This is a genomic window from Aureibaculum sp. 2308TA14-22 (genome assembly GCF_040538665.1).
Taxonomy (GTDB): Bacteria; Bacteroidota; Bacteroidia; order Flavobacteriales; family Flavobacteriaceae; genus Aureibaculum.
Window position 1 is genome coordinate 2,303,283 of the sequence record NZ_JBEWXT010000001.1, and the last position, 26,207, is coordinate 2,329,489.

At 34.3% G+C, this 26,207-nt stretch carries 14 protein-coding genes; all 14 read right to left on the minus strand.

The window, feature by feature from the left end:
- Positions 1-10: 10 nt before the first annotated feature.
- The 14 genes from U5A88_RS10340 to U5A88_RS10405 all read right to left on the minus strand — a co-directional run bounded on the left by U5A88_RS10340 (position 11) and on the right by U5A88_RS10405 (position 26,196).
- Positions 11-1,639, minus strand: coding sequence for a beta-N-acetylhexosaminidase (locus U5A88_RS10340; RefSeq protein ID WP_354206163.1), 1,629 nt, complete (start codon positions 1,637-1,639; stop codon positions 11-13).
- A gap of 9 nt (positions 1,640-1,648) precedes the next feature.
- Positions 1,649-4,294 carry a GH116 family glycosyl-hydrolase gene (locus tag U5A88_RS10345; protein ID WP_354206165.1) on the minus strand — a complete coding sequence of 882 codons (2,646 nt, stop codon included), beginning with the start codon at positions 4,292-4,294 and terminating at the stop codon, positions 1,649-1,651.
- A gap of 49 nt (positions 4,295-4,343) precedes the next feature.
- Positions 4,344-6,989, minus strand: coding sequence for a GH116 family glycosyl-hydrolase (locus tag U5A88_RS10350; protein ID WP_354206167.1), 2,646 nt, complete (start codon positions 6,987-6,989; stop codon positions 4,344-4,346).
- A 7-nt stretch (positions 6,990-6,996) separates the two neighbouring features.
- The gene (locus U5A88_RS10355) at positions 6,997-8,091 is read right to left on the minus strand and encodes a GTP-binding protein (RefSeq protein WP_354206169.1); all 1,095 of its coding nucleotides are present in this window, start codon (positions 8,089-8,091) and stop codon (positions 6,997-6,999) included.
- Positions 8,092-8,096: 5 nt separating this feature from the next.
- Positions 8,097-10,877 carry a GH116 family glycosyl-hydrolase gene (locus U5A88_RS10360; protein WP_354206171.1) on the minus strand — a complete coding sequence of 927 codons (2,781 nt, stop codon included), beginning with the start codon at positions 10,875-10,877 and terminating at the stop codon, positions 8,097-8,099.
- A 42-nt stretch (positions 10,878-10,919) separates the two neighbouring features.
- A complete protein-coding gene (locus tag U5A88_RS10365; RefSeq protein WP_354206172.1) occupies positions 10,920-12,932 on the minus strand; it encodes an alpha-amylase family protein in 2,013 nt (670 codons plus the stop codon).
- A 68-nt stretch (positions 12,933-13,000) separates the two neighbouring features.
- Positions 13,001-15,289 (minus strand): FAD-dependent oxidoreductase, encoded by a 2,289-nt coding sequence (locus tag U5A88_RS10370; RefSeq protein WP_354206174.1) that lies wholly within the window; start codon positions 15,287-15,289, stop codon positions 13,001-13,003.
- Positions 15,290-15,367: 78 nt separating this feature from the next.
- A complete protein-coding gene (locus tag U5A88_RS10375) occupies positions 15,368-17,035 on the minus strand; it encodes a sodium:solute symporter family protein (RefSeq protein ID WP_354206176.1) in 1,668 nt (555 codons plus the stop codon).
- Between the two features lie 19 nt (positions 17,036-17,054).
- Positions 17,055-18,506, minus strand: coding sequence for a carbon starvation CstA family protein (locus tag U5A88_RS10380; protein ID WP_354206178.1), 1,452 nt, complete (start codon positions 18,504-18,506; stop codon positions 17,055-17,057).
- Complete coding sequence (locus U5A88_RS10385) at positions 18,503-19,606, minus strand: hypothetical protein (protein WP_354206179.1); 1,104 nt, start codon at positions 19,604-19,606, stop codon at positions 18,503-18,505. The genes U5A88_RS10380 and U5A88_RS10385 overlap by 4 nt, the downstream gene beginning before the upstream one ends.
- A complete protein-coding gene (locus U5A88_RS10390; RefSeq protein ID WP_354206180.1) occupies positions 19,606-21,378 on the minus strand; it encodes an FAD-dependent oxidoreductase in 1,773 nt (590 codons plus the stop codon). The genes U5A88_RS10385 and U5A88_RS10390 overlap by 1 nt, the downstream gene beginning before the upstream one ends.
- 38 nt (positions 21,379-21,416) lie before the next feature.
- On the minus strand, positions 21,417-23,009 hold the full coding sequence (locus U5A88_RS10395) for an alpha-L-fucosidase (protein ID WP_354206182.1): 1,593 nt from the start codon (positions 23,007-23,009) through the stop codon (positions 21,417-21,419).
- A 10-nt stretch (positions 23,010-23,019) separates the two neighbouring features.
- Positions 23,020-25,302, minus strand: a complete 2,283-nt coding sequence (locus U5A88_RS10400; protein ID WP_354206183.1) for a discoidin domain-containing protein — start codon at positions 25,300-25,302, stop codon at positions 23,020-23,022.
- A gap of 33 nt (positions 25,303-25,335) precedes the next feature.
- Positions 25,336-26,196 carry a glycoside hydrolase family 16 protein gene (locus U5A88_RS10405; protein ID WP_354206185.1) on the minus strand — a complete coding sequence of 287 codons (861 nt, stop codon included), beginning with the start codon at positions 26,194-26,196 and terminating at the stop codon, positions 25,336-25,338.
- Positions 26,197-26,207: the final 11 nt, after the last annotated feature.

Genomic DNA, 26,207 nt, shown 5'->3' on the forward strand with positions numbered 1-26,207 from the left:
TTTTATAAATTTAATTTGGCTTTACCCATTTTCCAAAACCTGGCTCTGCAAATTCCATAGGTGCATAGAAAATACTTTTTTGCTCCCATTCTTTTAAGATAGGTTGTAAAGCTAACTTAAATGCTTCATAGTCCTTATTATCTTCTTGTGTCCACCCCACTTCAGCATACGCCGCAATACGCGGAAATGTCATAAAATCCATATAACCACTCTTCGGTATCCATTCGCCCCACATTTGACAGCCCAGACCTTTTATACGATTGTGATATTTTTGATCTAATCCTTGAGGAATAGGATTAAAATTATAAGCTTTTTTTAATGGAATATTTTTATAGTCATAATCTAAATAGGTTTCTGAATGCAAGGAATTAACAATATCGTATCCATTCTCTGCAGCCGAGGTCATGAGTTTAATATCACCTCGCCAAAAGTGAATCACTGAAGATTTTGATAGTTCTTTCTCTGCGCCTGTATCTTTGTCTGACTGATAATCATGTACATTATGTCCTAAAATCTCATTCCAGCCCATCATGCGTCGTCCTTTAGATTCTAAATAATTAGAAATACGATTGGTGAAAACTACTTGTAAATCAGCAAAAGTCTTCAAATTATTTTCCTTCATATAGTTTTTTACAAAATCTGATTTCTGCCAATGGTCATATTTAGCCTCATCACCACCAATATGAATTACTTTTGATGGAAACAATGTAATAACTTCATCTAAAACATCGGTTAGAAAATTATAAACTCTAGGATCTGCAACGTTATAAACATCTTTACTAACACCAAACCAAATAGGTACGTCTATATCTTTACCCGATGTTCCTAACCATGGATAGGCAGCTATTGCTGCTGATGAGTGCCCTGGCATTTCTATTTCAGGTACTATTGTAATATGCCTTTTCTGTGCATATTTTACAATCTCTTTAATATCTTCTTGTGTATAAAACCCTGCATGAGATTCTCCGGATTGTATTGGACTGTTCCATTTTAAAGGTCCTACTTGCGTGCTAGGGCGTTTAGAACCTACTTGTGTTAGTTTTGGGTATTTCTTTATCTCTATACGCCAACCTTGATCATCTACTAAATGCCAATGAAAAACATTCATTTTTAAACGCGCCATTTCATCTAAAAGCTTTAGTACTTGAGCTTTTCCTTGAAAATAACGTCCTTCATCAAGCATAAATGCACGCCATCCAAAACGAGGAGTATCATCAATTTTGACGTACTGAACTTTCCCATCGGAAGAAATTAATTGCCTTAGGGTTTGTAATCCATAAAAAAGTCCTTGTTCGGTGGCAGAAATAATATCAATTCCTTGTTTACCCACATTAAGTTTATAAGCATCTTGAGCGTTTTTATTTTTATCTAATTTGAAACGAACTACTTGGTTTCCAGTGCTTTCTGATTGAACATGAGTTTGAAGCTTAAAATCGTCTTCAAACATGTTTACAGCGTAGTTTGTTAATTGAAATAGCTCGGTATGCGTTGTAACTATTGTAAGTGTATTTTTTAATTGTAATTGCCCTTGTTTTTCTTCAACCTTATTGGGCTGTGGAATAATTCTAACAGATTGCTGAGCTTGTACATATATAGTAAAAAGCCAAGTAAAAATTAACAAAAAAAGATGTTTATTCATAATTAAATACTATTTATAAGTTGATATTATTGAAATTTTATCACCTGCTTTTAAATTTTGTTTTTTAAATTTAAAAGTTAAAGCATTGCCATAACTAGAAATACTTCCTTTTAAAGAAACGCCATTTAATATTACTTCTACTTTTGATGGTTTGCCTTGAAGCATATCTAACTTTATTTTGTTTAAAGCTAAAGTTCCGTATGCTATTTTAATGGTATTTTGTTGTTTGTCTTGAGAGCTTTTTTGTGTAAATGTTCCCCAAGCTTGACCAGATATAAAAGCCGATTTAAAATCTTCAGGAGTTATTTTAGGTGCAAAACCTATTTCTCCCTTTGGCTCGTGCAATGTAAAACCTGATGCACTTATAAAAGCACCATAGCTAGACATGGCTCTAGTATAATGGTTGCCATATTCCACTTCATTATATGGATTTCTTTTATTTGGGGAATACCTTTTGTGGATGGCTTCAATCATGGTCATCCCTTCTTCTACCAATCCTTCTGCAATCATATGTGCTGCTGCTTGATAGGTAAAACCTGTCATATTTTCACTAAAATACCCAACTACCAATTTATCCCAATCACCATTCTCAATACCTGGTGCCTTTTCTGAGCCTCCTCTTGGAAAAGAACACATTACCGTTCCTGATTCGCCAGGGAGGGAATAAAAACGGACATTTTTAATACTAGCAGTATCGAGATATTTACCCATATCTTCATGATAATTATATTTGAAGATTGATTTAAGAGCTTTTTTAGTTTCATCTTTCGGCAACACACGAGGCAATCCTGCTTGCATTGCCCAAGATTGTCCTAATACCTGATCTATATGGCATCCTATATATGAGTTAGGAGTCCTTCTGTTTTCAGGATCTAAAATATTAATAAAGTACTCTCCATTAAAAAGTTCTTTGGTCATATTCTTTTTTCCTATGTCTGCAATTTTAGCACATTTTCTCTCAAATGATTTATCTTTCATTTCTTTTGCCATGGCTTCTCCGGCTCTTAAAGCAGCATTATACATGCTACTTGTCCAAGCTATTTTACCATACCACATCTTATCTAATGTATTGTATTGAATGCCTTCTAAAATACCATCAGGACTACCTGTTTTTTCAGCATCGTGGGCAATCATATACTGAATACTCTTTTTAATTTTTGGCCAATAGGCTTTCAACATATCCATATTAGGAGACGTTGTATGCTCACGATACATGCGTAGTACTGTACCTGCGTGTCCATCTATGGCATAATCGCGCCCGTCTTGACTACCATAGCCTGGGTATTCTACACTTCTATATTTTATGATTCCGTTATCTTCGTTATAAGAAAGTCCATAATCTATCTGTGTTCTCAACTGGCGAGCTAATCCTGGAAATACACGACCTAAAGCTTGCTCGTAATGAAATACGTGTGTACAAGTACCCTCGCCTAAATATACCCCTTCCATAGTATAAAAACGCCCTTCGTTACTAGGGTCATCAGAAAGATCATCAAAACGATAACAAGCTCTTGTTGCTAATGTACTGGTGTTTAAAAAAGTCCTGTTTAAAAACCAAGTTGGTAAGCTTGCATCATACCAAGTAGCGTTCCAAGTTTTAGTTGTTTCGAGGTATTTTTCTTGGTTTTCTAAAATAGTATTGGCAACATCTGTTGAGGAACTGAATTTTTTATTATAATAATATCTTAAATTTTCTTTATTTTTTAGATCATGTAAACCACTTTCTGGACGGTGCACATTGGGGAAATACCAAGACAATACAAATGTAATGCTTTGGCTTTCTCCGGGTTTTAAAACCATTTGTTTTCCTATGGCACCTACTAATTTATTTCCTAAATTAGTTTCTGCATTGTCTTTTTTAGAAAGACTTATTTCTGTTAAATTATAACTAATATCACTTGGTGCCTTTGCATTTCCCCATACATTTTCTCCTTCAAGCAATGTTAATGTCATGTTTCCATAATCTGGCAAATCTTTATCTTTTTCGGTTACTTCCGAAGATCCAATTATTTGAATGTAATCATTAGACTTTACAATAACGTTTTTATGTTTTCCTTTGGCTTGCAAATGTGTTTGAAAATTAGCCATATTTTGCAACCATCCCAAAAGTTCTACTTCTAATTCTTTTTTTGAATCATTTGTTAATGTATATTCCATAACTATTGCAGGAAAATCTGACGATTCATGGTCTGTAGGAATAAACGGTGAATACGCATTTAGTTTTGCCGATATTGGAAAATTAGCATCTTTATAAGTTACCTTGCCCACTGGGTATTCTCCTTTAAAAGAAATGTTTGAGAACCCATCTGAATTTAAAGTTCTTATTAAAGCATTTCGCATTCCTGGGAGCACTTCTTTAACTTTTACAGCAAAAGCTTGTTCAAACCGTTTATCCTGTAGCATTGGGTTTACATAAAACTTATCATCTCCTTTACCGTAATTAATACGCCCTGTATTAAAAATATCCCAATACCAAAGCTGTCCATCTCCACCCAGGTAGACTTGCCCCGTAGTAATACCACCTATGGGCATGCCTATATATTTTAGTTGTTCTCCTGTGTATATTTCTGATGTTGTCTCTTGTGCTTGTGCTAAAAATGAGCACAAAAAACTAATAAATAATAGATGCAACTTGCTTAGGTGTTTAGCTTTCATAAAAAAATATTTATTGGTATTTCGCATTATAAGTAATTTTATTTATTGTTTAATTGTTTTCCTTTACAATAAAAGTCACATTAGTAGTTTTACTAAACACTTTCTCTTTTTTAAATTTCACCTTGCCATAACCGTTCAATGTAAATGATTTTAAGGTAATGCTACCGTTTTCAACAGTAAGCGCTACTTTTTTCCCTTTGGTATTATTTTGAATTGTTAGTGTACCATATTGATAGCCATTTGACCAAAAGTATGTGCCAGCTTTGGCATTGAAATTGATAGTTTTGTCTACAGCAGAATAATTGAAACCTGTATAACCTAATATGCCTGCCCATGCTGCCATAGCTCTTGCATATCGATGTCCGTATTCGCCTTCGTTAAAAGGGTTTCTTTTGTAACCATCATAGCGATTTCGGATATCTTTAAATATTTGAAGTCCGTTTTCAGTTTGTCCCTCATATAGCATGTGCGCCGCGGTGCTATACTCGAAACCTGTCATGAGTTCTGTGTAATATGGAAACGGAAAATCAAGTAAGGTGCCTTCATTTGGATAAGATGCCATAACAAGTCCTGCTTCTTCACCCAGAGCAAAGCTTCTAAAGGTGTTAAAATGGTCATTAAAGTTGTCAATATAATTATACTTCATAATGCTTTTTAGGGTTGTTTGCACATGGTTTTCATTTAAAACATAACCCAAACCTGCGGTATGTGATAAATATTGCCCTACCAATTGATCTACCAAACAACCTTTGCCCAATTGTGCAATTTTAGAAGTCCCTTCAGGAATATGATGTTCATAAAATTCACCGTTAAAAATATTGGCATCTATCCATTTATTACCTTTATCAAATAAGGTTTTACACGTTTTTGCAAAAGCTTTATCGCCGATATGATTTGCCATTTTTTCTGAGGCCTTTAAAGCCCCTAAATACCAAGCCGCCATTTGCGGGTTAGGACCTCTGTAAGCAATATCCATAGTGTTGTGTTGCTCGCCTTCCATAACACCGTCTTTGTCTTTATCCCAAATTCCTGTCCATGCAAATGCCATGGATTTTTTTATGTTTGGCCACATCTCTTTGAGTTTGGCATCGTCGCCAGATAATTGCCAATCTCTATATATTTTGATGAGTGTTCCCATTTGCCCATCTGCCGCTCTACCTGTGTATTTTTTTGAATTCTCGATAGGTAATGTGACTCTGTAACTTTGACCACCATCATCGTTTACCGTATGTAAAAATTCTACTTCTCTAAATTTTGTAGAAAGGTCTCCAAAAACAAACGGAACGGTGGACTCGTAATTCCAAACATGAGAACAGGTTCCGAAACCCCACCCTGAAGATTTACTTGCTCCTATTTTGGTACCTTTTACACTGCCTGTTCCTTCGTAACCAAAAGGTAATCCGTCTGCAGTACGAAATACGGTTTGACTTCGAAGGTTATTCAAATTAAAAAGTCCTGCTTCTTTTAATACTTCTGGAATATCGCTATCAACTAACTTGCTTACAAAATTTACGGTTTCTTCCTCTAAATCATCAAATTTATTAGCCGTTTTTTCGGCTACATCCCAGGCATCTTTATATTGAGTGGTATAATAATTACCTACAATAGTATCTTTACCATAACCCCAACTATAACTTACTCCTGCATCCCACGCTTTTCTATTTGGAAAATGCCATGTGAGCATAAAAGTAACTTTTTTAGATTCACCTGGTTGCAAAGTCTGCTTCACCGCAAGAGTAGCTGGTGGTGTTTCTATCTTTCCTGCTTCTGTAACATTATGGCCATCCATAAAGGTGGTTTTACCGTCGCCATCAACTACTTTTCTGCTCTCTGGGTGATCGGTTAGTTCACCATCTTCAATAAAATCATCCCAAAACTCTCTAAAAGTCCAATTCCAACCTAATCTAGCCCAAGAGGTTCTGTAACTAACTTCTCCTTGAGAAAGTGTAGTTAAAGCCATAGTACCCCAGTTCACGTCTTTTTTATCAACACCATTGGAATACATATAAAGTCCTTTTATGTCGTTAGACTCCTTATAATCGTTATAATTATCTTTCGGTTTACCTGACCAACCATCTACTCCTATATAGTTAGGTACCATGCCTACAACAGAAGTTTCAATAGGTTTGTCTGTTTTATTTGTTATCACATACCGTAATATAGCTACTGGTATACCACTTTTATCTGCATCGCCCATTATCAAAGGATTAAAGGCTTCTAAACGAATGTCTAAAGGCACATCTTTATGCTGAAAATTAATTTGCGCTAAGGGATATGCTGCTGAAAATGTAGTTTCTTCAAAACGAGGGAAACCAGAATTTACTGCATCGGCACCCCAATCACCATAATATTCTTTAGTAGATACAGGACCTTCTAAAACTTTAATAGCAGCATCTTTATTTTGTTCTTTATAATACAAGGCAAAAAATGGTCCATTAGCTATGGTTGGGCCTACAAACTTAAAAGCAGGTAGGTAGCCTAAAGCACCACGGTTCATAATTTCCCAATCGCGTAAATCACCTCTACCACCTACAGATACGGTTCCTGTACCTATACCTCCTAAAGGCATAGCTACTTCCTCGATGTACTTGCCTTCGTAAGTCTTTAAAATAGGCCAATTGTTATTCCAATTTTGGGCTATTATTATTTGTGCAAAAAAACAAATGGTAAGGACTGTAAATGTTGTTTTTTTCATTATAATTCTATACTTGTTCTGCAAATCTATGGGTTGGCATAGGTTTACCTAGGGTTAAGTGATTGAGTATTTGTATTTCGAATTGTATACCCTCCTCTGAGCAGACACTTATAACGTCGTCCATGATATCCTTTAGGGTTCCCGAACTTGTTTCTGCCCTAATATTAACAATGATATTAGCAGATACATTACTAAAAGGTGTACCTTTTAAGCTGAGTTCGTGCTTTGTTCCTGTAAGGTTAGCTTGTAATTCTGATGTGCCACTTTTTAAAAAGGTTTTCATGTGTCCGATAGCTATGTTTTCATTTTGAAAAACAGCTTGTAACAACTCTAAAAGCCTTACATTAAAGTCTGCCCACGGAATAAGTTTTCCTTCCTTGTGATAAACAAAAAATTTGGCATTATACCAACCCATTTCAGCTTCACCTTCTGCATAGATATAATAATCTACTTGGGCTATTCGGGTGCCTGATTTTTTATCGTTTTGCAAATCTTCTAACCACGATTTTAAGCCTATATTTTGTAATGCGGAAATAAATTTAACAGGGTAATCTGGAAATTTTCCTTCCAAAAACAATCGAATAGTATTTTGTTGTTTTTCGTTTAAAACATCAATTTTATTAACAACTAAATAATCGGCCTCCTCCAATTGTTTCAAATAAATATAGCCTGAACCCGCTTTGGTATTTTCTTCGGAAGCCAGTATCTCCTGTAACTTTGCAGGATCAATAAGTATTGTTAGAGGTGTTAAATCAAAATAACGCTTATAATACGATTTTATGGGCTGTAATAAAGTAGCGGACAAATCAGTACAGCTACCAACGGGTTCTGCTAAAATAATATCGCAGTGTGCAGTATCTTTTAAATAGAGTGCGGCTTCCATCAATCCATCAAAATCGCAGCAAAAGCAGCTTCCTGCTATTTCTTGAACCGGCATTCCATTTGCAGATAATACATGGGTATCTACCAGTCCCTTGGCTTGATCGTTAGTAATTAAGCCCACACTTTTACCTTCTTGCTTTACAATGTGAGCAACGGCACTTAGGAGTGTTGTTTTTCCCGCTCCTAAAAATCCGCCTATAATGATGAGTTTCGTTTTCAATTAGATTATCCTATAACTATTTTCAAATTATCTCTTGCTTTTATTGCTTGTTTTTTAAATGATAAAAGGTATTGGTTCTCTGTACCTGTATTTTCCACTGGAATATTTTCACCATTTAATTGCAGGCTTACCGCTTTTTGAAGTGTTGAATCGCTATAAATTTCAATTTTCGAAAGCACCAATTTTCCATAGTTAACATTAATGGAATTGGTTTGCTTGCCGGCATTTCTTTTCTGTATAAATGTTCCCCAACCTTCGGCTGCTGTAAATGGTGCAGTAAAATTTTCAGGTGTTATTTGAGGGTTGAATTTTATATAGCCTGCTGGTCCGTGAAAATCAAACCCACATACCGCCAACAATACGCCGTAGCTTGCCATAGAGCGACTGTAATGATCGCTACATTCTATCTCGTTAAACGGATTTCGCTTTACGGCATTATAACGATCGTGTATTACTTTAGCAGTCGCTAATCCTTTTTCTAAAAGCCCTTCCCATATCATGTGTACCGCTACCTGGTATTCAAAGCCATTCATAGCTTCATCAAAATAAATACCTGGGCCACTCCAATGGTCTGGGTTTTCTTCTCGTTTTTCCATACCTGGTACTGCTTTTTCTGCACCGCCTTTTGGCCATGTACACATAACAGTAGCAGCTTCACCTTGAGCAGCATAAATTCGAGGGCCTTTAATAGCTTTATGCGCTTTTTGATAAGCAAAGGCATCTGGTGCAAAATTGTATTTCCAAATAGATGCTAAAGCACTTTTGGTTTCTTTTTGAGGTACAACACGATCTGGCAACCCTAATTGCAATGCAAAGCTTTGTCCCAACACTTGGTCTATATGGCAACCATCATTTGAGTTAATGGCTCTTGGATGGTTTTCATAATCTGGTTTATGGATAAAATATTCACCATTAAAAACTTCTTTTACAATATTTTCACGTCCTTTTTCAAGTAAGCCATCACAAATGCTTGCAAAAGCAGTATCGTTCATTTCTAATGCCATTTGTTTTCCTGCTGCTAGGGCACCTAAATATAACGAGCTAATCCAACCCATAGGTCCATACCAAGCGGCATCTAAGGTGTTAGTTTGTTTGCCTTCTAATAAGCCATCTTTATCTTTATCTTCATCAATAATAAACTGTACTGATTTTTTGATTTTCGCATAATTTGTTCTCAAAAAAGCATCGTTATTAGATAATTTGTGTTCGCGATACATACGCATAATGGTACCACAGTGCCCATCGTGTGCTACGTGCCTTCCATTTTCAGCTCTATAAGCATATTCTCCTGTATTATCTATAAACCCAATACCCGATGCTAAATCGGTTTGTTCTCTTAAATTACGTTCTGCTTCTGGAAAAATACGTGCCATACCTTGTGCATATTGCCATACATGTTGGCAAGTACCTGGGCAACATTCTACACCTTCCCATCCCCAAACACGCCCGTTGCTAAAGCGTTGTAAAGTGGCTGTTGCCATAGCGTTGATAGATATAAAGCTTCTATCGAGCAGCCAATAGGGTAAAGTTGAGTTATAGTAAGTTTTATTCCAAAGGCGTGTGCCTCCTGCTAATTCTTCGAAATTAGAGCATATGTAGTTAGCAACGTCATCTGCAGATGTAAAACGAGTACTATAATGCAGTTTTAAATTTTTTATATCAGAGACACCCATTAAATCTCGTTTATGATTTGGTTGATTATTAAGATGCGGAAAATACCACCCTAGTACAAAAGTTACTTCTTTTTCTTCTCCTGGCTTCAGTTTAAAACATTTCCCCAAGGCATTGGTTTGTACTTTATCTAAGGAACTTGCGTAGGATGTATTTTTGTTTTTTTCTTCTAATGCTGAAAAAATATGGGACATGCCACCTTTAGTATCAACATTAAAAGCGGTTTGCGTTTTTTTAGTATTGTAAAGACTCCACGACATAGAGCCATAACCATCTTGTTTGGATAATTGTGCTTGTCCTTCGGCTTCGTAAAACAATGTGGTACGGTTGTCTCTTTTTACCAAAGTAGCTTTTCTATTACCCAAACTTGTTTCTTTAGTATAAGGGCATACGGCGTTTTCTAACCAGCCTGCTAAATTTACTTTTACTTTTTTAGATGATGTATTTTTAACTTTATATGAAAGAATGGTAGCTGGGTTTGAAGATTTATCTAATTCTCCTGGAATAAAGGGTGAAAAAGCTTCTAATTGAACCTCAACTGGCAGATCATTGGCTTTATAAGTAATTTTAGAAATAGGGTATTCTCCTCTGAAACTAATATCGCTAAAACCTTCTTTAGAAATTTTTTTGATGATGATTTTCCCATTCTGCTCAACCTTAATGGCTGCTCCTTGTATTACAGGTCGGTCTTCGCGGTCAAACATTTTATCTGGATAGGCATAATGCCCACCTTGTTCCATTCTAATTAATAATTCGCTATCGGGGTTTCTATTGTATCGTGTGCGGAAAATATGCCAAAGCCATAATTTACCATCGCCTCCCATATACAGTTGCCCACAACCTATACCACCAACGGGCATGCCTATATATTTTAGTTCATTATTATTTGATGTAAATATGTCTGGCACACCTCTTTCATACAAGGATTTTATCCAGGCTTTAGATAGTTTTTTGTCTTCTGGAATGAGGTGTCCATTTTCGTCATAAGTGAAGGGACCTGCAAATACGGGCATTGTAGGTAAAGCAAAAGCCGAAAGCCCTAGTGCTGATTTTTTTATAAAATCTCGTCTTGAATTCTTTAGTTGCCCTATTTTTATTTGTTTATCGTTTGCCACACTATTTATTATTTTAATATAGGTATTATAAAACTATAAGTATTATTTTTTTGTGTTTCTTATATCATACATTTTATCACCTATAATCTTGCTTTTGTTAATAATTTCATTGTAAGGTGTATCGCAAACATCTACAAATCCTATTTGATAATTTTCGCCATCACCTCTACCTGTAAATGCATGCTCTTGATATTGAAACCAATGCGTTCCTACTACTTGTGGATTTTCAAGGGCACTAGCTACATAGTTGTAGTAAAGTAATGCACGTTGTTTTTGATTTAATGCACTGCGCAGCCCTGTATGTGGCATGCCCCGATCTAAGGCACCAAAATGAAATTCGCCTATAATAATTGGCAAATCATTAACAGTAGTATCAAACTTTATTTCTGAAACCGTATAATTATATCTGTTAAATGATAGTACATCACAATATTTACTTGCAATTTGTACTACTTGCTTTTGATGCACACTTACGTTTGGATAGCTATGAAAATCGAGCCTACTACCTAAATATAACTTATTGGGAGCTTCTTCTTTTAAAACTTTTTTTACGGTTTTATAGTATTTATGAACCATCAAAAAATTAAAGCTTTCAACATTTTTTTTGCTACCAGGGTAAAGCGATGCATCTGTAACTGTAGCAATATCTTCCCAAGTAGAAAATGAAGATTGCCACTCATTATTTAATTCTTGAATGGCAATATATTCATCTTTTAAAAAATCTATCCAAGCTTGTTTTTCATAGGTATCCTTTTTTGCTGCTATACATGTTATTGCTATACTTTCCCAACCATGTAATTCGTTATCTACAAAATAGCCAATACAGTATGGATCTTCTGTAGTTTTTTTGTAGTCTTTAAAAGCTGCTTTTAAATTTTTTTCAAAATCTGGATTACACATATTGGGCATTTTTAAATTCCCCAAACGTTCTGGCCATTTGTACCCTATATTTGTCGTATAAGGCGTTTTTTGCATCTGATAAACTTTAGGGTCTGACCAGTTTCCTATGGTATTAACTCCCCAAGCCTTTAGCCTTTGGTGCATGCGGTTATTTGAAATTTCTTGCCAATCTTTACCATATTTCCTATACAAATTAGCCTCTGCAAAATTATACGTTTTATATGCATTGCGTTGAGAATAAAATTTTGAAAAATAGTCGGTACTATCTGGCAAAGCTTCAAAATAATCTTCTCTTTCTTGTACTTGTGTAATTGTATTTGTATATCGTACACAATTAAGCCCTTGTGACCAAAATTGATGTCCTAAAGGTGTTATTAACCACCATTTATTTTCATGTTTTTTTGTGTAAAAATGCCCTGAAGCAAAAAACATAGGTCCTTTTTTATTGCCACCATAAATATCTAAATCTTTATTGGTTTGATAAGCTTCTAATGCTTTTTGTTCTTCCTTGTCAATATCTTGTAATTGGTTATCATTAAGTATTTTCCCTTTCCAAATTTTGTGTTTGTATTGTCCATATCTATCGACAAACGGAAAAAATTCACGCTTCTTAAAACGTGCCGTATCTTGCCAAATATTCCCACCACTTTTTATTTCTGTTATTTTGAATAGTCCCCTTTTAGCATTGTGAAGTAATTGTAATTTTATACTTTTAATATTCGTTTCGTTTAAATTTTCCCATAGCCAGAGATGACCATTAGGTAATCCATTCATCCCTTTTAATTGTTTGTAGGGATTATCTTCAGGCAAGCGAGTTCCTTTAAAATAAAGTCGTAAAGAATTTTCTTTTTTAGGCGCAATAAGACTAGCTCCGTTATTCCAAAAACTATTATCTAGTTGTCCTTTAATTTTTAATGGTGAATCCGATATGTTTTTAATCAGGATATCTATATACGTTTTACCCTTAAAATTTCTTTGTAAAGAATCTATAAGTAAAACAATACTATCCTTAGAGCTGTTTAAAGTTAATTTAGGGTTTTGATTACCATCAAATTTTTCAGAGACACCATTTTTAATAGTAAAATCGATACTTTCTTTTTTTTTGCATGCCAAAAAGAAAATAACAAACAAGAATAAAAGAGTATTTCTTTTCATTTTAGTTTAATGTCTAACTTTTATAAAACCAGTAATTGTTGAGTCAATAACTTTCACAAGAATATTTCTTAATCAAAAACAGCTATTTTAAATACAGATACCGGAATATTAATATTAGGTTTATCAAATAGAAATTTTAAAGAAGTTGTTTCTAGTTCTTCTTCAAAGTCTATTTTGTTAATTGTTTGGTAATTATCTTCGCATTGATAAACCAACTTATTTTTATCATCAAATATTTTATAACTTTTGACTACTGTGTCTATTTCTGAATTTTTATGAGTCAATAAAATAGACTCTAACGAATCATCAAAATTGGCATCAAAAAACAATTTAACCTGTTTTATTTTTTGAGTTTTCTTCCATCTACACACTACGTTTGGACTTTTGTCATTTAGATTGGATACCCAAGCATTAACATAACCGTTTGATGTTGGTCGTTGTTCTAAATTATTTATATTTTCTAAATTAAACTTATCAATTGGTGGTTCAATTTGCATCGCAATATTTTGACCAGCTGGTTTTCGGTCTGGAGTCCAAAAATCAAAAGCATCAATCCCTACATCATTTGGCGGGTCTTGTCTTCCAAAATTAGAAACAGCTTTATTAACTTTTTGCTTTACAGTTATAATACCAGGATATAATTCTTCAGATAATTGTACTTGAACATCTTCATTTTTCATAAAGCATAAATAAGTGTAACAATCTTTACTAAACCCCTCTTCTAAGGTAAAAGTGATGTCTTGAATACCTTTATCTAATTCAAATTTGCTAGCTTGTATATCAATATCTGGTGTAAAGTGCTTATTTGTACTACTCCCTTTTAATGCAATAGTTAATGTTGTGTCTTTTTCTGCTTTAACAGAGACACTTATCTTGTAGGTTTTATTCGCCTCAAACGGCAATAATTGAGCTGTATTGGTGTCTAATGTCTTCCATACATCTGATGGTTTAATATTATTAAGTTTTAATTCTGAAGTGGCGATTAATTTTGCTTGCCCAACAAGATCTTTATCATCAGCAAGGGTTAATCTTGGTATGCTTTGTCCATCTTTATTTAACACTAACTGTAATTGCTCAATGTTTTCTTTACTTGCAAGTTGACGAGGTGAATAATTATTTTGCAGACATAATGCAACTGCTTTACCAACTGCTTGCCCACCATGTGCACAAGTTAACATAACTCGAGATGACCCAAAAGCTACATGCGATGCGCTAATAATTCTACCTGCTAGAAATAAATTTTTAATGTCTTTGCTGTAGTAACATCTGAAAGGAATTGAATAGACTCCTTTACTATGCCATTGTGTACATGAGTTGTGCTTACTGTAAACCCCATCAGCTGGATGTAAATCCATTGCCCAACCACCAAAAGCTACTCGATCGTAATAGTCTCTTTGTTCTACAATATCTTTTTGAGTAAGCATAAAGTCACCTTCAAATCTTCGACTTTCTCTTTTACCTGGAATGGTTCCCACCCATTCTAATGTTAGATTTTCTGCTTCAGGATATTTTCCGCTATTCTTTACATAATCCCAAATACCATAAATTACTTTCCATAATTCAAATTTTATATCTTCAGATTGATGTATGGTATCTAATCTACCTCCATATTCAACCCACCAAAGTTTACATCCATGATCTCCTAACTGATAATTTTTAATTCGGGGTAATTCAGCTGCATCATTAATAGCAAATGATGGTGCAGTGTAGCTAACTGGTTTACCTAAATCTTTAGTGTAAAAATACAAGGAATGTCCTAATAAATTACCGTAATCTTCTATGTTAGGGGAAAACCCTTCATCAAACTCTTCTGGAGGTTCAGCACCCATTCTAAAAGATGCTCCAGATTGAAATGCTACTATTCCATCTCCTGATGCATCACAGAAAAAAGGAGCCTTTAATAAATAAGTAGTTGAATTTTGGCTACAAAATGCCTTGACACCTTTAATGTTTCTATCATCTATTTTTTGAGTTTCATAAACCGATGTGTTTAATAGTAAAGTAATATTTTCCTCTTGATAAACTTTTTCTAATAATACTGTATCAAAAATTAAAGGGTTTCCCTCTTTATTACGCTTAAGGTTATCCAATAATATTTCGTTAATTAAACCGCCTTCTCTAGACCATCTATTGTTATTCCCCATATGAGACGTAGCCCCTAAAGCCCATAATCTAACCTCACTTGAGGCATTTCCACCTAATACTGGCCTGTCTTGGACTAAAATCACTTTTAAATTGTCCCTAGCCGCTGTTACAGCAGTACAAACACCAGCTAACCCTCCACCAATAACAACAAGGTCAGTTTTAAGCTCTGAAAGTTTATTATCTCTTGCAACTTTAAATTCACTTTTTATCATTTTCTTTGGATTTACTGCTCTTGGTCAATGAACATTTTTAGGTTTATAAATTTTGGTTAAATTGATCGTAATTGTTCTTTAATTTTTTCCTGAACTAAACTTTATTTTTGGGTGAATGATTAGTGCTGCTAAGATAACAATGCTACCCATAACTAAAACAATGCCGTTGGATTCTTTTGCCATTATTCCTAAAATTAATATTAGTATGCCAACAGCCATTAGAGTTATAGCTAAAACTTTTATACCAAAGGTATTTTGCTCTGTTGATGCTTCTTCTTTATCTTCTTCTGTTATCTTAGAAGCTTTTTCTAAATACATTTTATAATCTTCACTCTCATCAATTTCTTTAAATTTGGCATACAACTCATAAACAAACAACAAAGCAAAAGGCAGAAGAGCTCCTAAAAGCATTTCGTTTGCTCTTGATAATTTTTCGCCCAACACCGGTTCGGCAAAAAGCATAAATGCTATATTAATAGTAAGACTTATTAAACTGATTCTTAAAATAGATCTTCCTGTATGCCTTTTTGAGAATAGAGCCCAAATTGGTGGCCCATATAGTGAACATCCTGTTACAGCTCCAATTGTTAATACCATATTTACTATCCCTCCTGCTGCTGGCACTAACAACGCAACCCCAATAGTGCCAATACCGAATAAAATAGTAGAGAGTTTTGCTACACCCATAGTTTGTTTAAGTGTAGCCTTGGGTTTTAAGGTTTTAAAAATATCATTAGTAATAACTGATGCTGCTAAATTTAAAGTTGTGTTTACAGAACTAGCTGTAGCAAATACCATACCTCCTAACATTAGTCCTAACATCCCTAATGGCAATACTTCTTTACAAACCAGTAAATAAGCTCCTTCATTTTCTAACCCCCCTAATGTTGGGCTTAAAACTTTATAGATCATAGGTGGTAACATCCAAATAAAAGGACTTAATAAATATAGCCATCCAAAAGTAAGCCCTACTTTTTTAGCACTTTTAGCATCTTTAACACTAGTATAGCGCTGTACATAAGCCCAATTACCACCAATAAAAATAGTATTATATATAGCAAAAGCTGCTATAAAACCCCAAGAGTACTCTGTTGTAGTCCAATCGAAAAAATTATCCGGTGCCTTATCAATAAAAGCATTTAACCCACCAACTTCCTGTAAGGATAAATATACCACAATGAATACAGCTGCTGTTAATATGACGAATTGTAAAACATCTGTTATAATTACTGCCCATAATCCCCCAACAACAGTATATAATAAAATAAGTAATCCTAAAACTATAACGCAAGCTGTAATAGAAAATCCAGTAGATACATTTATTATTTTAGCCACAGGATATAAAAATGCTCCAGAATATCCTAATGATAGTATAAGTATCAAATAGGTGTAAAATTTTTGGGTTTTATCCCCCAATCTGTTCCTTACAAATTCAGCCGCTGTTAAACTATTGGTCTTACGCCATTTAGGTGCTATTAAATAAGCCACAAAAAAACCTCCTAAACACATAGCCATTTGGATGGTAATAGCTACCCAACCTAGCTCATAAGCTATTGATCCCCAAACCACAAAAGTTCCTGCTGAAAAGAAACTCATAAATAACGATAAGCCACTTATAGACCAAGGTACTGAGCCTCCAGCAGCAAAATACGACTTCATGTCTGACCCCCTTTTTCTAAAGGCTAAACCAGCCATTACAATTAATAAGGAAAACACTATTATGGTGATATAATCTATGTTGCTCATAATTACTTTAATTTTAAATTTAAATTTTAACTAAACTTACGTTTAGACTTTTCTTTCTTTTAATAACGTAAATCCAAAATAGTACAGTAATAATAATGGTCGCAAATGCACCTCCAACATACGCAGTGTTATTATTTAAGTTAAACCCTTCTGGAGCTATTAAAATATAAGTACTACATACCATGGTCATTAATATTGCAGGCACTCCAGAAATCCAGTATGCCTTTCCTTTATAAATTAAAAAGACTGTAATAGTCCAAAGTACAACGGTAGCTAAGGTTTGATTGCTCCAAGCAAAATAGCGCCATATAATACCAAAATCTATTTGTGTAAGCGCAAAGGCAATTACAAAGAGAGGAATACTTAGATATAGTCTGTTTTTAATCTTTTTTTGATTGAATTTAAAAACATCTGCCAGAATTAACCGAGCCGATCTAAAGGCTGTATCACCAGAAGTAATAGGTGCTGCTACAATTCCTAATAAAGCCAATATTCCACCTATTTTTCCTAACATATTAAGTGATATTTCATTTGCTGCCCATGCTGCATTGTTATTGTTTTCAGCCATTGCTATATTCAAGCCTTCTACATTACCAAAAAATGTCATAGCAGCGGCGGCCCAAATAAGCGCTACAATACCTTCAGTAATCATAGTGCCATAAAATATTTTTCTTCCTAAATTTTCATTTTTCATACAACGTGCCATTAAGGGTGATTGTGTCGCATGAAATCCAGATATAGCACCACAAGCAATGGTAACAAATAATATAGGGAACAAGGGCGTTTCATCTGGGTTAGATGTCATATTAACTAAATTTTCAGGCACCAATTCTGGTATTTGGTAATTTCCAAAAAATAAAGCTATTATTAATCCAACTGCCATAAGTAACATGGCTATTCCAAATATTGGGTATAGCTTACTTATAAGTTTGTCAATAGGTAATAAGGTTGATAGTATATAATAGGCTAAAATAATGGCTACCCATGTCCAAACACTCCACATGTTATTGGTCATTCCATTAATTATTTTAGCTGGTCCCATTAAAAACACAGTTCCAACAAAAATTAAAAGTACGACTGTAAATACACGCATTATGTGTTTTACATTATTTCCTAAATATTCTCCTACAACCTCACTAATACTCAAACCATCATGACGTACAGACAACATACCTGAAAAATAATCGTGTACTCCACCTGCAAAAATACTTCCCAGTACAATCCATAAAAACGCAGATGGCCCAAACATAGCTCCTGCAATGGCTCCAAAAATTGGTCCTAATCCTGCTATATTTAGAAACTGAATTAAAAAGATACGCCATGTAGGTAAGGGCATGAAATCTATATCGTCTCTTAATTTTTCGGCAGGAGTAATACGCTCTTTTTCTACGCCAAATACTTTTTCTACAAATTTGCCATAAGTGAAATAAGCAACAATTAAGATGAAAATTGAAAGTAGAAATGAAATCATTTAGCGTTTTTTAAAAATTGTTTTATCAAGTAATTATAAACATACTCTTTATTTTTACTTGCTTTTATTAGATTAGACTTAACCTCTTTATTTATTTTTTTTGAGTCTTCTTGTAAATATTTTAAATATTGATTTAATTGATTTTTTGTCATACTATCCAAATAGTTTGACAAAATATATACTACATTAGGATTTGCTATTTTTATTTTTTCAATTAAGAGCGTTCTAGAATTGATATCAACATCTGGGAATAAACTATAAAGTTGATAAGATGTATTTTGATTTGATAAAAAATTATTTGGAATCTTTTTTAAGATATAATTTCGCGTAGCAGCATCATTTGTTTTAAATATATTTATTATTTGTGTTGCATCTCTTCCAAATTTTTCTTTATCTAATTGTTTTAACGCTTGTAATTGGTAGTCTTTGTAAGGTGAGTATAAAAAGTAATTATTAAGTGCTTCAGATTGAATTGATTCTAAATAGGTTTTTATTTTACGTTTAACTTCACCATGTACTATATGCCAAAGTGTATGGCATGAATACAATCCACCTTTAACAACTGATTCTTTTACTTCTTTTTTTGTAGCTCCAGAAACAGCATCAATACGACCAAATACTATATCTGGTTTAGATACTGGTACTTCATCTATTAAATCAGACATTTTTCGCCTCTTGAGTATGGAATTATCATCCAATAACAACTTATGAAGTTTTTCATAGTCTGCTTTTTCAAAAGGATCATGTTCAAACTTTGTGAGTGGATATGTGCCATCAATACCGTAACCTACATAATTACCCAATAAATTCCAGTAAATTTTAATCTTCGCTAATTTACATTCTCCATCTGCACATACTGGAGTTTCTATATCTGAGAAAAACAATCTTGGTTCTCCTTTGTTATTTGATAACAATCTAACCTGATGTGACATTGAAGTGTTATATGTAGTATCTAAAGACTTTATTAAAAACTCAAAAACAGGTTCATCTTTTGTTATTTCTCTCCATTCATCAGTCATATTAAAAAACATAGGATTATAGTCTTTTTTCGACTGAAACCCGATGAAAATTAATATTATGATAAATAAAGGTTTATACATTATTGCTGATCTTCTATTAAATCTAAATACTCTTGAAGGTGTTCTGTATATACCGCTCTTGGGTTTACATTATGCTTTTTACATATAACAGCAGCTAAACCTACTGCAGCACCCATTTGCCCTGTTGTAAGCATAACTCTTGGACCTCCTAAACCTATATGAGAGCAGCTAAAATTTCTACCAGCCATAAATAGGTTTTCTATATTCTTTGAATACAAACTTCTATAAGGGATATAATACTTTTCTGTGTCATAAAAAATAGCTTCTGACAGAAAATCTGGTTCATTACTATCTTTTAAGTTTCTTTGAAAATGAACATCTACCGCTCTAGATTCTTCAACTACTGCATCTTTAAATTTTGTGTTATTTTTTACATCATTAAAAGTGTAAACATGGTCACCTATTAATCTTCTAGACTCTCTTTTACCAACCAAATAAGACACCCATTGCAATTTATAATACTTATTCTCTTCTAATTTTTTTGCGTTAGCAAACGATCCGTAAATGGCACGAAGCATATGATCCCTTATGTCTTCAGCATCATGAATTTGATGCAAATCGTTTCTTGAAAACTCCCAATACCACTCACCTGCTATAGCTTTATGGTCTTTGGAGATGTCTTTAGCCCAAGGAAGTTCAGGAAATTTATGCTCTTTATCAGTTTTCTCATTTTGCCAAAGTACAGATGAGCCCATAACAAAATTATCAGCTTCTTCAGGACTCCAAAGTTCTCCCCATTCATCCCATGCTTCTCCATAGGTTGCTGCGCTTTCTCTTCCATAAGAGAACTCTGCTCCAGCCCAATACCCTATCCAGCCGTCGCCTGTAGAATCAACAAAATAAGGAGCTGTAAAACGAACGCGCTCTCCTGTTGATGTATGTTTAGCATCTACATGTTTTATAATGTTATTTTCTGATTTGGCATCATAAGCTCTCCACTCTAAAAAAAGATCTATATTTCTAAAGCTCTTCATGTTTTTGTCTCTTTTCTCTTGATCGTACTTAGCTTCAAACGAACCATTAGGATAATGTTTGGTATCTATCATTTTTAAAATACGCTCATATTTACCATGAATTCCTAGAGTGTGCACTCGTATTTCTTCGCTTGCATTACCACCCAATACGGGTCTATCATGAATCAAAGCTACTTTTAACCCTTGCTCTGCAGCAGAAATTGCAGCTGCACAACCTGCTAATCCACCTCCAGTAATTACTAAATCATATTCTTTTACAATTTCTGGCACAGTAGTTTCCCCAAGCTTTGTTTTTCTCCATGTGTTTAAGTTACTCTGAGAATTTGTTGGACTAATTTTAGATGTACTAAAATAAATGGCATCGCATCTACCATTAAACCCTGTTAAGTCTACTAATTGAATTTCTACTTGACTGGATTTTACATTAACTTTATCAACATATTCCCATGTCCAACCCGCAGTTTTACCTAAAGTTGTTTTTAATTTTTTACCGTTAACAATTAATTTGAATTGCCCTGGTGCTTCCCAATTTCCTGGAATCCAGTTTTTGGTTCTTGCCCAAACATGATATTCTCCAGGTGTATTGAAATTAACTTTTGTTATTGCATTGGCTACTCGTTCTCCCATACCATGAGCCATTAAATACGGTGATCCCATTTGCTCTACAAATTGAGGATCTACTACCCAACCTCCTTTTTCAATAAAACTTTCAGCTTCTATTAAAATATCTTGTTGCCCAATAGCCTGATTAAAAATCATAACGGTGCAAATAGTTAGTAAAAGTTTTATTTTTCTCATAGTTACGCTACTTTTAAAAGATAGTATTCGTTTATTTATTATTTACCCATTAACTTAAAAGTGATAGGTCCATTACCAAGAAATTCATCTTGGACTATTAATTTTAAATGTTCATTTTCTTGTTTGTATTCTACTTTTAGTTTAGAACCCAACATCTCAACTTTATTTACTTTATAAGTTGTACTGGAATCATGACCCAAAGTCGGAATAATAAGTTCGCCTTGAGCAGGATTTAAAACTATTACATATAAATTGTTATCTCTAGTTGTAAATCGCACATCGTTAGATTCGTACAGTGGTGCATCGACAGTACGCTCGTTAAAATGCAAACCTTCTTCGCTGGCTTTTTGTCCTTCTTCGCTGGTTTCGCTAGCGGCCACTTTGTGCCTAACCGGTTTTTTTCCATGTACGCTATAGCCATCACCATAAATTTTCCAAGGACGTGTTTTGTATATGGCTTCACCGTTAGTTTTTAACCAATTACCCACTTTTTTCATAACCACTTTTTGTTCTCGTACAATGGTTCCATCAGGGTACAATTCTACACTTACTAGAAGGTTTCCGTTTTTACTTACAGCTTCAATTAATGATTCTATAATGGTTCTTTCGTTATGCCTTTCTGGTTTATCCATTTTATAAAACCAGCCCGTAAATGTTAAGTTACCTTGCCATGGTTCTTTTCTTAATTTTTTGGCTAAACCACGCTCGATATCATTAATCACTCCATTTCCAACGCCTTTTACATTAATAACCGATTGTATTTTACCATGTTTCTTTAAACTTTTATTGTAAAAATTTGCCGTTACTTTTTTGCCGTATTCGCCATAGGGGAAGTTATAACCATCAAACCATAATAAATCTAAATCGTATTTATTTACAAGTTCCAGATGCCTTTTCATCCAGTTCTCCTTCATTTTTTCTTCCCATTCTGGTGTCCTTTTTTCTGGTGGTAATCCATATAAATCTGCTGGATCGTAGCCTTCCCACCATTTACCTTTTCCGTCTTCTTTGGTCATGTGTCCATCATAAGGAATTCCTTTTTTAGGACCTTCTTTATCTGCTCCAAAAGCGGGAAGCCACCAACCCATATAACGATCATCGTGCGAACTGGTACCGTAATAAAGTCCGTATTTACGTGCCGATTTCCCAAATTCTCCAACAATATCGCGTTTAGGTCCTATATTTACAGAATTCCACGGGTGATGTGAAGAATCAAAATTATCGAAATGGTCATGATGATTTGCCATAGACACAAAATATTTAGCACCCACTTCTTTAAAAAATACCATGAGCGAATCAGTATTTAAGTTTTTGGCTTTCCAACTGTGTATTACGTCTTTAAACCCTATTTCTGATGGATGTCCGTATTGCTGAACATGATATGGATAGGCGTTTGCGCCCCATGTTTCTCGTCCTACATCTTGCATGTACATGTTTCTGGCATACCAGCCTCCGCCAACAGCAGGTTTTGTTTGTGGTCCCCAATGCGTCCATATGCCAAATTTGGCATCTCTAAACCACTCAGGGCATTCAAATTGTTCTGCTATATCATCCCATTTCGGAATGTCGCTTTGAGCTTTACAAGAAAAAAAGCATCCTATTACTATAACTAAAGCTACTATGTTTTTCATAAATTCCTTTTTAATTTATTGAAAATGTTCCTGTTTTTTCAAAATACCCTAAGCCATAACTTACACTAATGATATCGGATTTTTTTACTTGTAAAATCCCATCTTCTTTTTTTATTTTTTTACATTTAAATTTTACCTGTCCCTTTAAATATTGAGAATAAGGGCCTTCTTCTATAAGCGTAACTGTTACTTTATCGCCTCCTGTTGATGTAACTTCAATATCTAAAGTGTCTGCCTTATTTTCATCAAAATTTATAGGTGCTTTTAATCTGATTTGAATGGTTTTTTTATCTTTTTTTGTAAGCTCTATTTGGGTATCATCATGAGCCAAATACGCCATACTTACATTGAATGCGGTATTGTGTTGCACCCAGCCTTCTGTCCAACCCAGATTTCCTATTTCTGGATGATTAGGGTAATGATTGGTTTTAGGTGAGCCATCAAAAACAAAACGAACTTCTTCTAATAAACCTACGCCACCATGATGAAAAGAATACCAACCTAGTTCTACACCTTCAATTTCTCTTGGGGCATCATAAGAAAAATGTCTACCCGTTGGGTTTCTACCAAAAGCATTATCAAAGTGCGACCAAGTGATTCTATCTAACTCCTGTTTTAAATCTTTATTTTTAATGACACTTTTAGCGGCAATAGCACTAGCAGGAAGACTTAAAATATTTCCTGTTTCATTCCATCCATTAGGTACCCAATCTCCATCATCCGTATATTTTCTAAAATCCCACATATTGTTAGAGCGACTAATAGCAATTTTTGCCCATTCTTCTGCTTTTTCAACCAACCCTTTTGGTGATCTTTTAGGATATTGATGATAGAAATAAGCGAAAGCTCGCATGGTAATATGCTCAGACATACGTTGTCCTTTGGTGGTTAATGGGTCTTTCCAATCTAAATTAGCGATCATCCATTCCATTTGATTGAATGCTGCGTTAAAATATTTATCGGCATCTAATGCATCTTGCTTTTTAGCGACTTCGTACATCATTAAATTAGGAATTACAGAATGACCAGGAGGTAACTCTCCCTTATTCGTTCCCATTTTTGTTTTTAATGCCAATAGGTTGTGCTCCGGACTTTGGTCGTAACGCGTAGATCCCTTAGATACTGTTGATTTTTCCCAATTATCTACTGTGTATTTATAAACTATATCAAAATTTTGTTGTGGTAACCATTCTTTTAAATAAGGAAATGCATATAAGAAATGAGCCAATTCTGCTTTTTGCATTTCATGATGTAGTTCTTCAGAAATCTTCACATCAGCATCCCAATGTATCATTTTCACAATATCTGGCGCATCGGCTTTATACGGCTCTAATTTTCCCCATTTACCTTTATATTCTTCTGGAAAGTTACTATTAGGCACATACTTTATTTTTTTATCCAATCGTTTGTACGCCTCTGGATTAGAAAGGTATTGAGCCACCAAAGTTTGCATGGACCAGTTAAAAAAATCACCATCTCTCCAAGCCCAAGAGAGGCTTCTTATTTTATCAGTCGTGCCTAAATAATGTCTTGCCCCTATCATAAAATCTACCATATTTTGATACGTAACACGCTCTAACCAATAAGGGCCTATTCTAAAAGGATAAGAAGAAAACGAATCGATAACAACTTCATACTCATCCGATGATAATGGGTTGAAATCTGAAAAATCTCCTAAATGATTATTTACTTTTCCTTGATATTCGTTCTTTTGTGTTTTGGTGTTTTTTATATAAAATGTTGTGTTATCTGGTATTAATGGTGATGTAAATCTTTTGGGTTTTCCTAGATTATACCCGCTTTGATTTACTATAATTTCTTTTACTGGTGTGGCATCTTTTGATACATATTCTTGACCGTATATTTCAAATTCATTGACTTTTACTTGTCCGTTATCACGAATTGCCAATCGAATTCTATCTGTTAAAACTGGCTTTTTAAACTCTATAGTTATTGTTTTATCTGTGTTGTTTACAGATTTTTTTAAGTCGTTATAATATCCATTAATAAAGGTTTGAAGTGCATATGATGCTACGGATTTACCATCTACATGCTCCATATTTAAAGTCACTTTCACGACTTCTGTGGCTCCCGGTAGCGTAACCAAAACCCATTTAAGCTCGTTGGTTTCTTTACTTACCCAACAACTTTTAATATTACCATCTATGGCTAGTTTAGTTGTTATATCATCATTTCCATTACTTGATGTTGCTTTCCCTACGAGAGAAAGATTGTTTTGTCCACACATTACGCTTCCTGACAACATCATTAAAAATATTATACAAATTTTCATAAGAGTTATTCTATAAATATTACTGGTTTATAATTACTGAGTGCTTTTTTCATAAAATCTAAAATAGTCATACTGTGCCATACTCTTTTCTTGATCGTCATCGTTCCAATTGGCAGCTATTGCAGTTAGCCAAATATTTATTTTATCATGCACAAATTTATTAGCTGGGTAATGAGCAACTTTTTGAAGTTTATCATCAACATAAAACTTGATTTCTTTTTCGTCCCACTCAAAAGCATAGGTGTGCCATTTACTAGCATCAAAATTTTGAAGAGAAGTAACATCTGTTGGTGGGGTTGGTAAACGCCCCCATTCTTTTCCTGTTTCATCCCAAACAATAACATGTTGCGTAAAGTTATTGAGTCCATTTTGTTCGGGCTCGCCTAAATGCTCTGTTGGATTTTCATAGCAATCTATTTCAGTGCGCCTTATCCCTGGATAGGTTGTACCCACCTCACCATTTTCAATAACTGCTGCCATCGCCCAAAAGGAATGATGCCAACCTTCATCTGTTTTACCATCGTTATCATCATCGATTCCATCTCCTAACCTTGAGCGCACCTCATAATAACCATACCTAAATTGTTTTTTAGAAACAATACCCGCTCCTGAAGCTTTCTTTCCTTGAATAGGCTCATCAAATACATTTAAATTTAAGGTTAGAACTCCATCTTTAACTTGTATATTTTCTTTAAGCTGAATACTTCTATGTTTATTATCGGTACGATAAGCCCATTTAGAGGTGTCTAAATCTTTATTAAATTCATCAGACCACACTAACTCATAACCATCTTTCGCCATAATACTTGTAACATCTGTAGTTGCTACAGTATTATTATTTTTTGACTTACAACCTGAAATAATTATGAATAAAAAAATCAATAAATGTTTCATGTATTCTTATT

What these genes read in the sequence shown, in the direction of transcription:
- U5A88_RS10340 (WP_354206163.1), bottom strand. Translation starts at nt 1,639, where the DNA reads ATGAATAAACATCTTTTTTTGTTAATTTTTACTTGGCTTTTTACTATA.
- U5A88_RS10345 (WP_354206165.1), bottom strand. Translation starts at nt 4,294, where the DNA reads ATGAAAGCTAAACACCTAAGCAAGTTGCATCTATTATTTATTAGTTTT.
- U5A88_RS10350 (WP_354206167.1), bottom strand. Translation starts at nt 6,989, where the DNA reads ATGAAAAAAACAACATTTACAGTCCTTACCATTTGTTTTTTTGCACAA.
- U5A88_RS10365 (WP_354206172.1), bottom strand. Translation starts at nt 12,932, where the DNA reads ATGAAAAGAAATACTCTTTTATTCTTGTTTGTTATTTTCTTTTTGGCA.
- U5A88_RS10370 (WP_354206174.1), bottom strand. Translation starts at nt 15,289, where the DNA reads ATGATAAAAAGTGAATTTAAAGTTGCAAGAGATAATAAACTTTCAGAG.
- U5A88_RS10375 (WP_354206176.1), bottom strand. Translation starts at nt 17,035, where the DNA reads ATGAGCAACATAGATTATATCACCATAATAGTGTTTTCCTTATTAATT.
- U5A88_RS10380 (WP_354206178.1), bottom strand. Translation starts at nt 18,506, where the DNA reads ATGATTTCATTTCTACTTTCAATTTTCATCTTAATTGTTGCTTATTTC.
- U5A88_RS10385 (WP_354206179.1), bottom strand. Translation starts at nt 19,606, where the DNA reads ATGTATAAACCTTTATTTATCATAATATTAATTTTCATCGGGTTTCAG.
- U5A88_RS10390 (WP_354206180.1), bottom strand. Translation starts at nt 21,378, where the DNA reads ATGAGAAAAATAAAACTTTTACTAACTATTTGCACCGTTATGATTTTT.
- U5A88_RS10395 (WP_354206182.1), bottom strand. Translation starts at nt 23,009, where the DNA reads ATGAAAAACATAGTAGCTTTAGTTATAGTAATAGGATGCTTTTTTTCT.
- U5A88_RS10400 (WP_354206183.1), bottom strand. Translation starts at nt 25,302, where the DNA reads ATGAAAATTTGTATAATATTTTTAATGATGTTGTCAGGAAGCGTAATG.
- U5A88_RS10405 (WP_354206185.1), bottom strand. Translation starts at nt 26,196, where the DNA reads ATGAAACATTTATTGATTTTTTTATTCATAATTATTTCAGGTTGTAAG.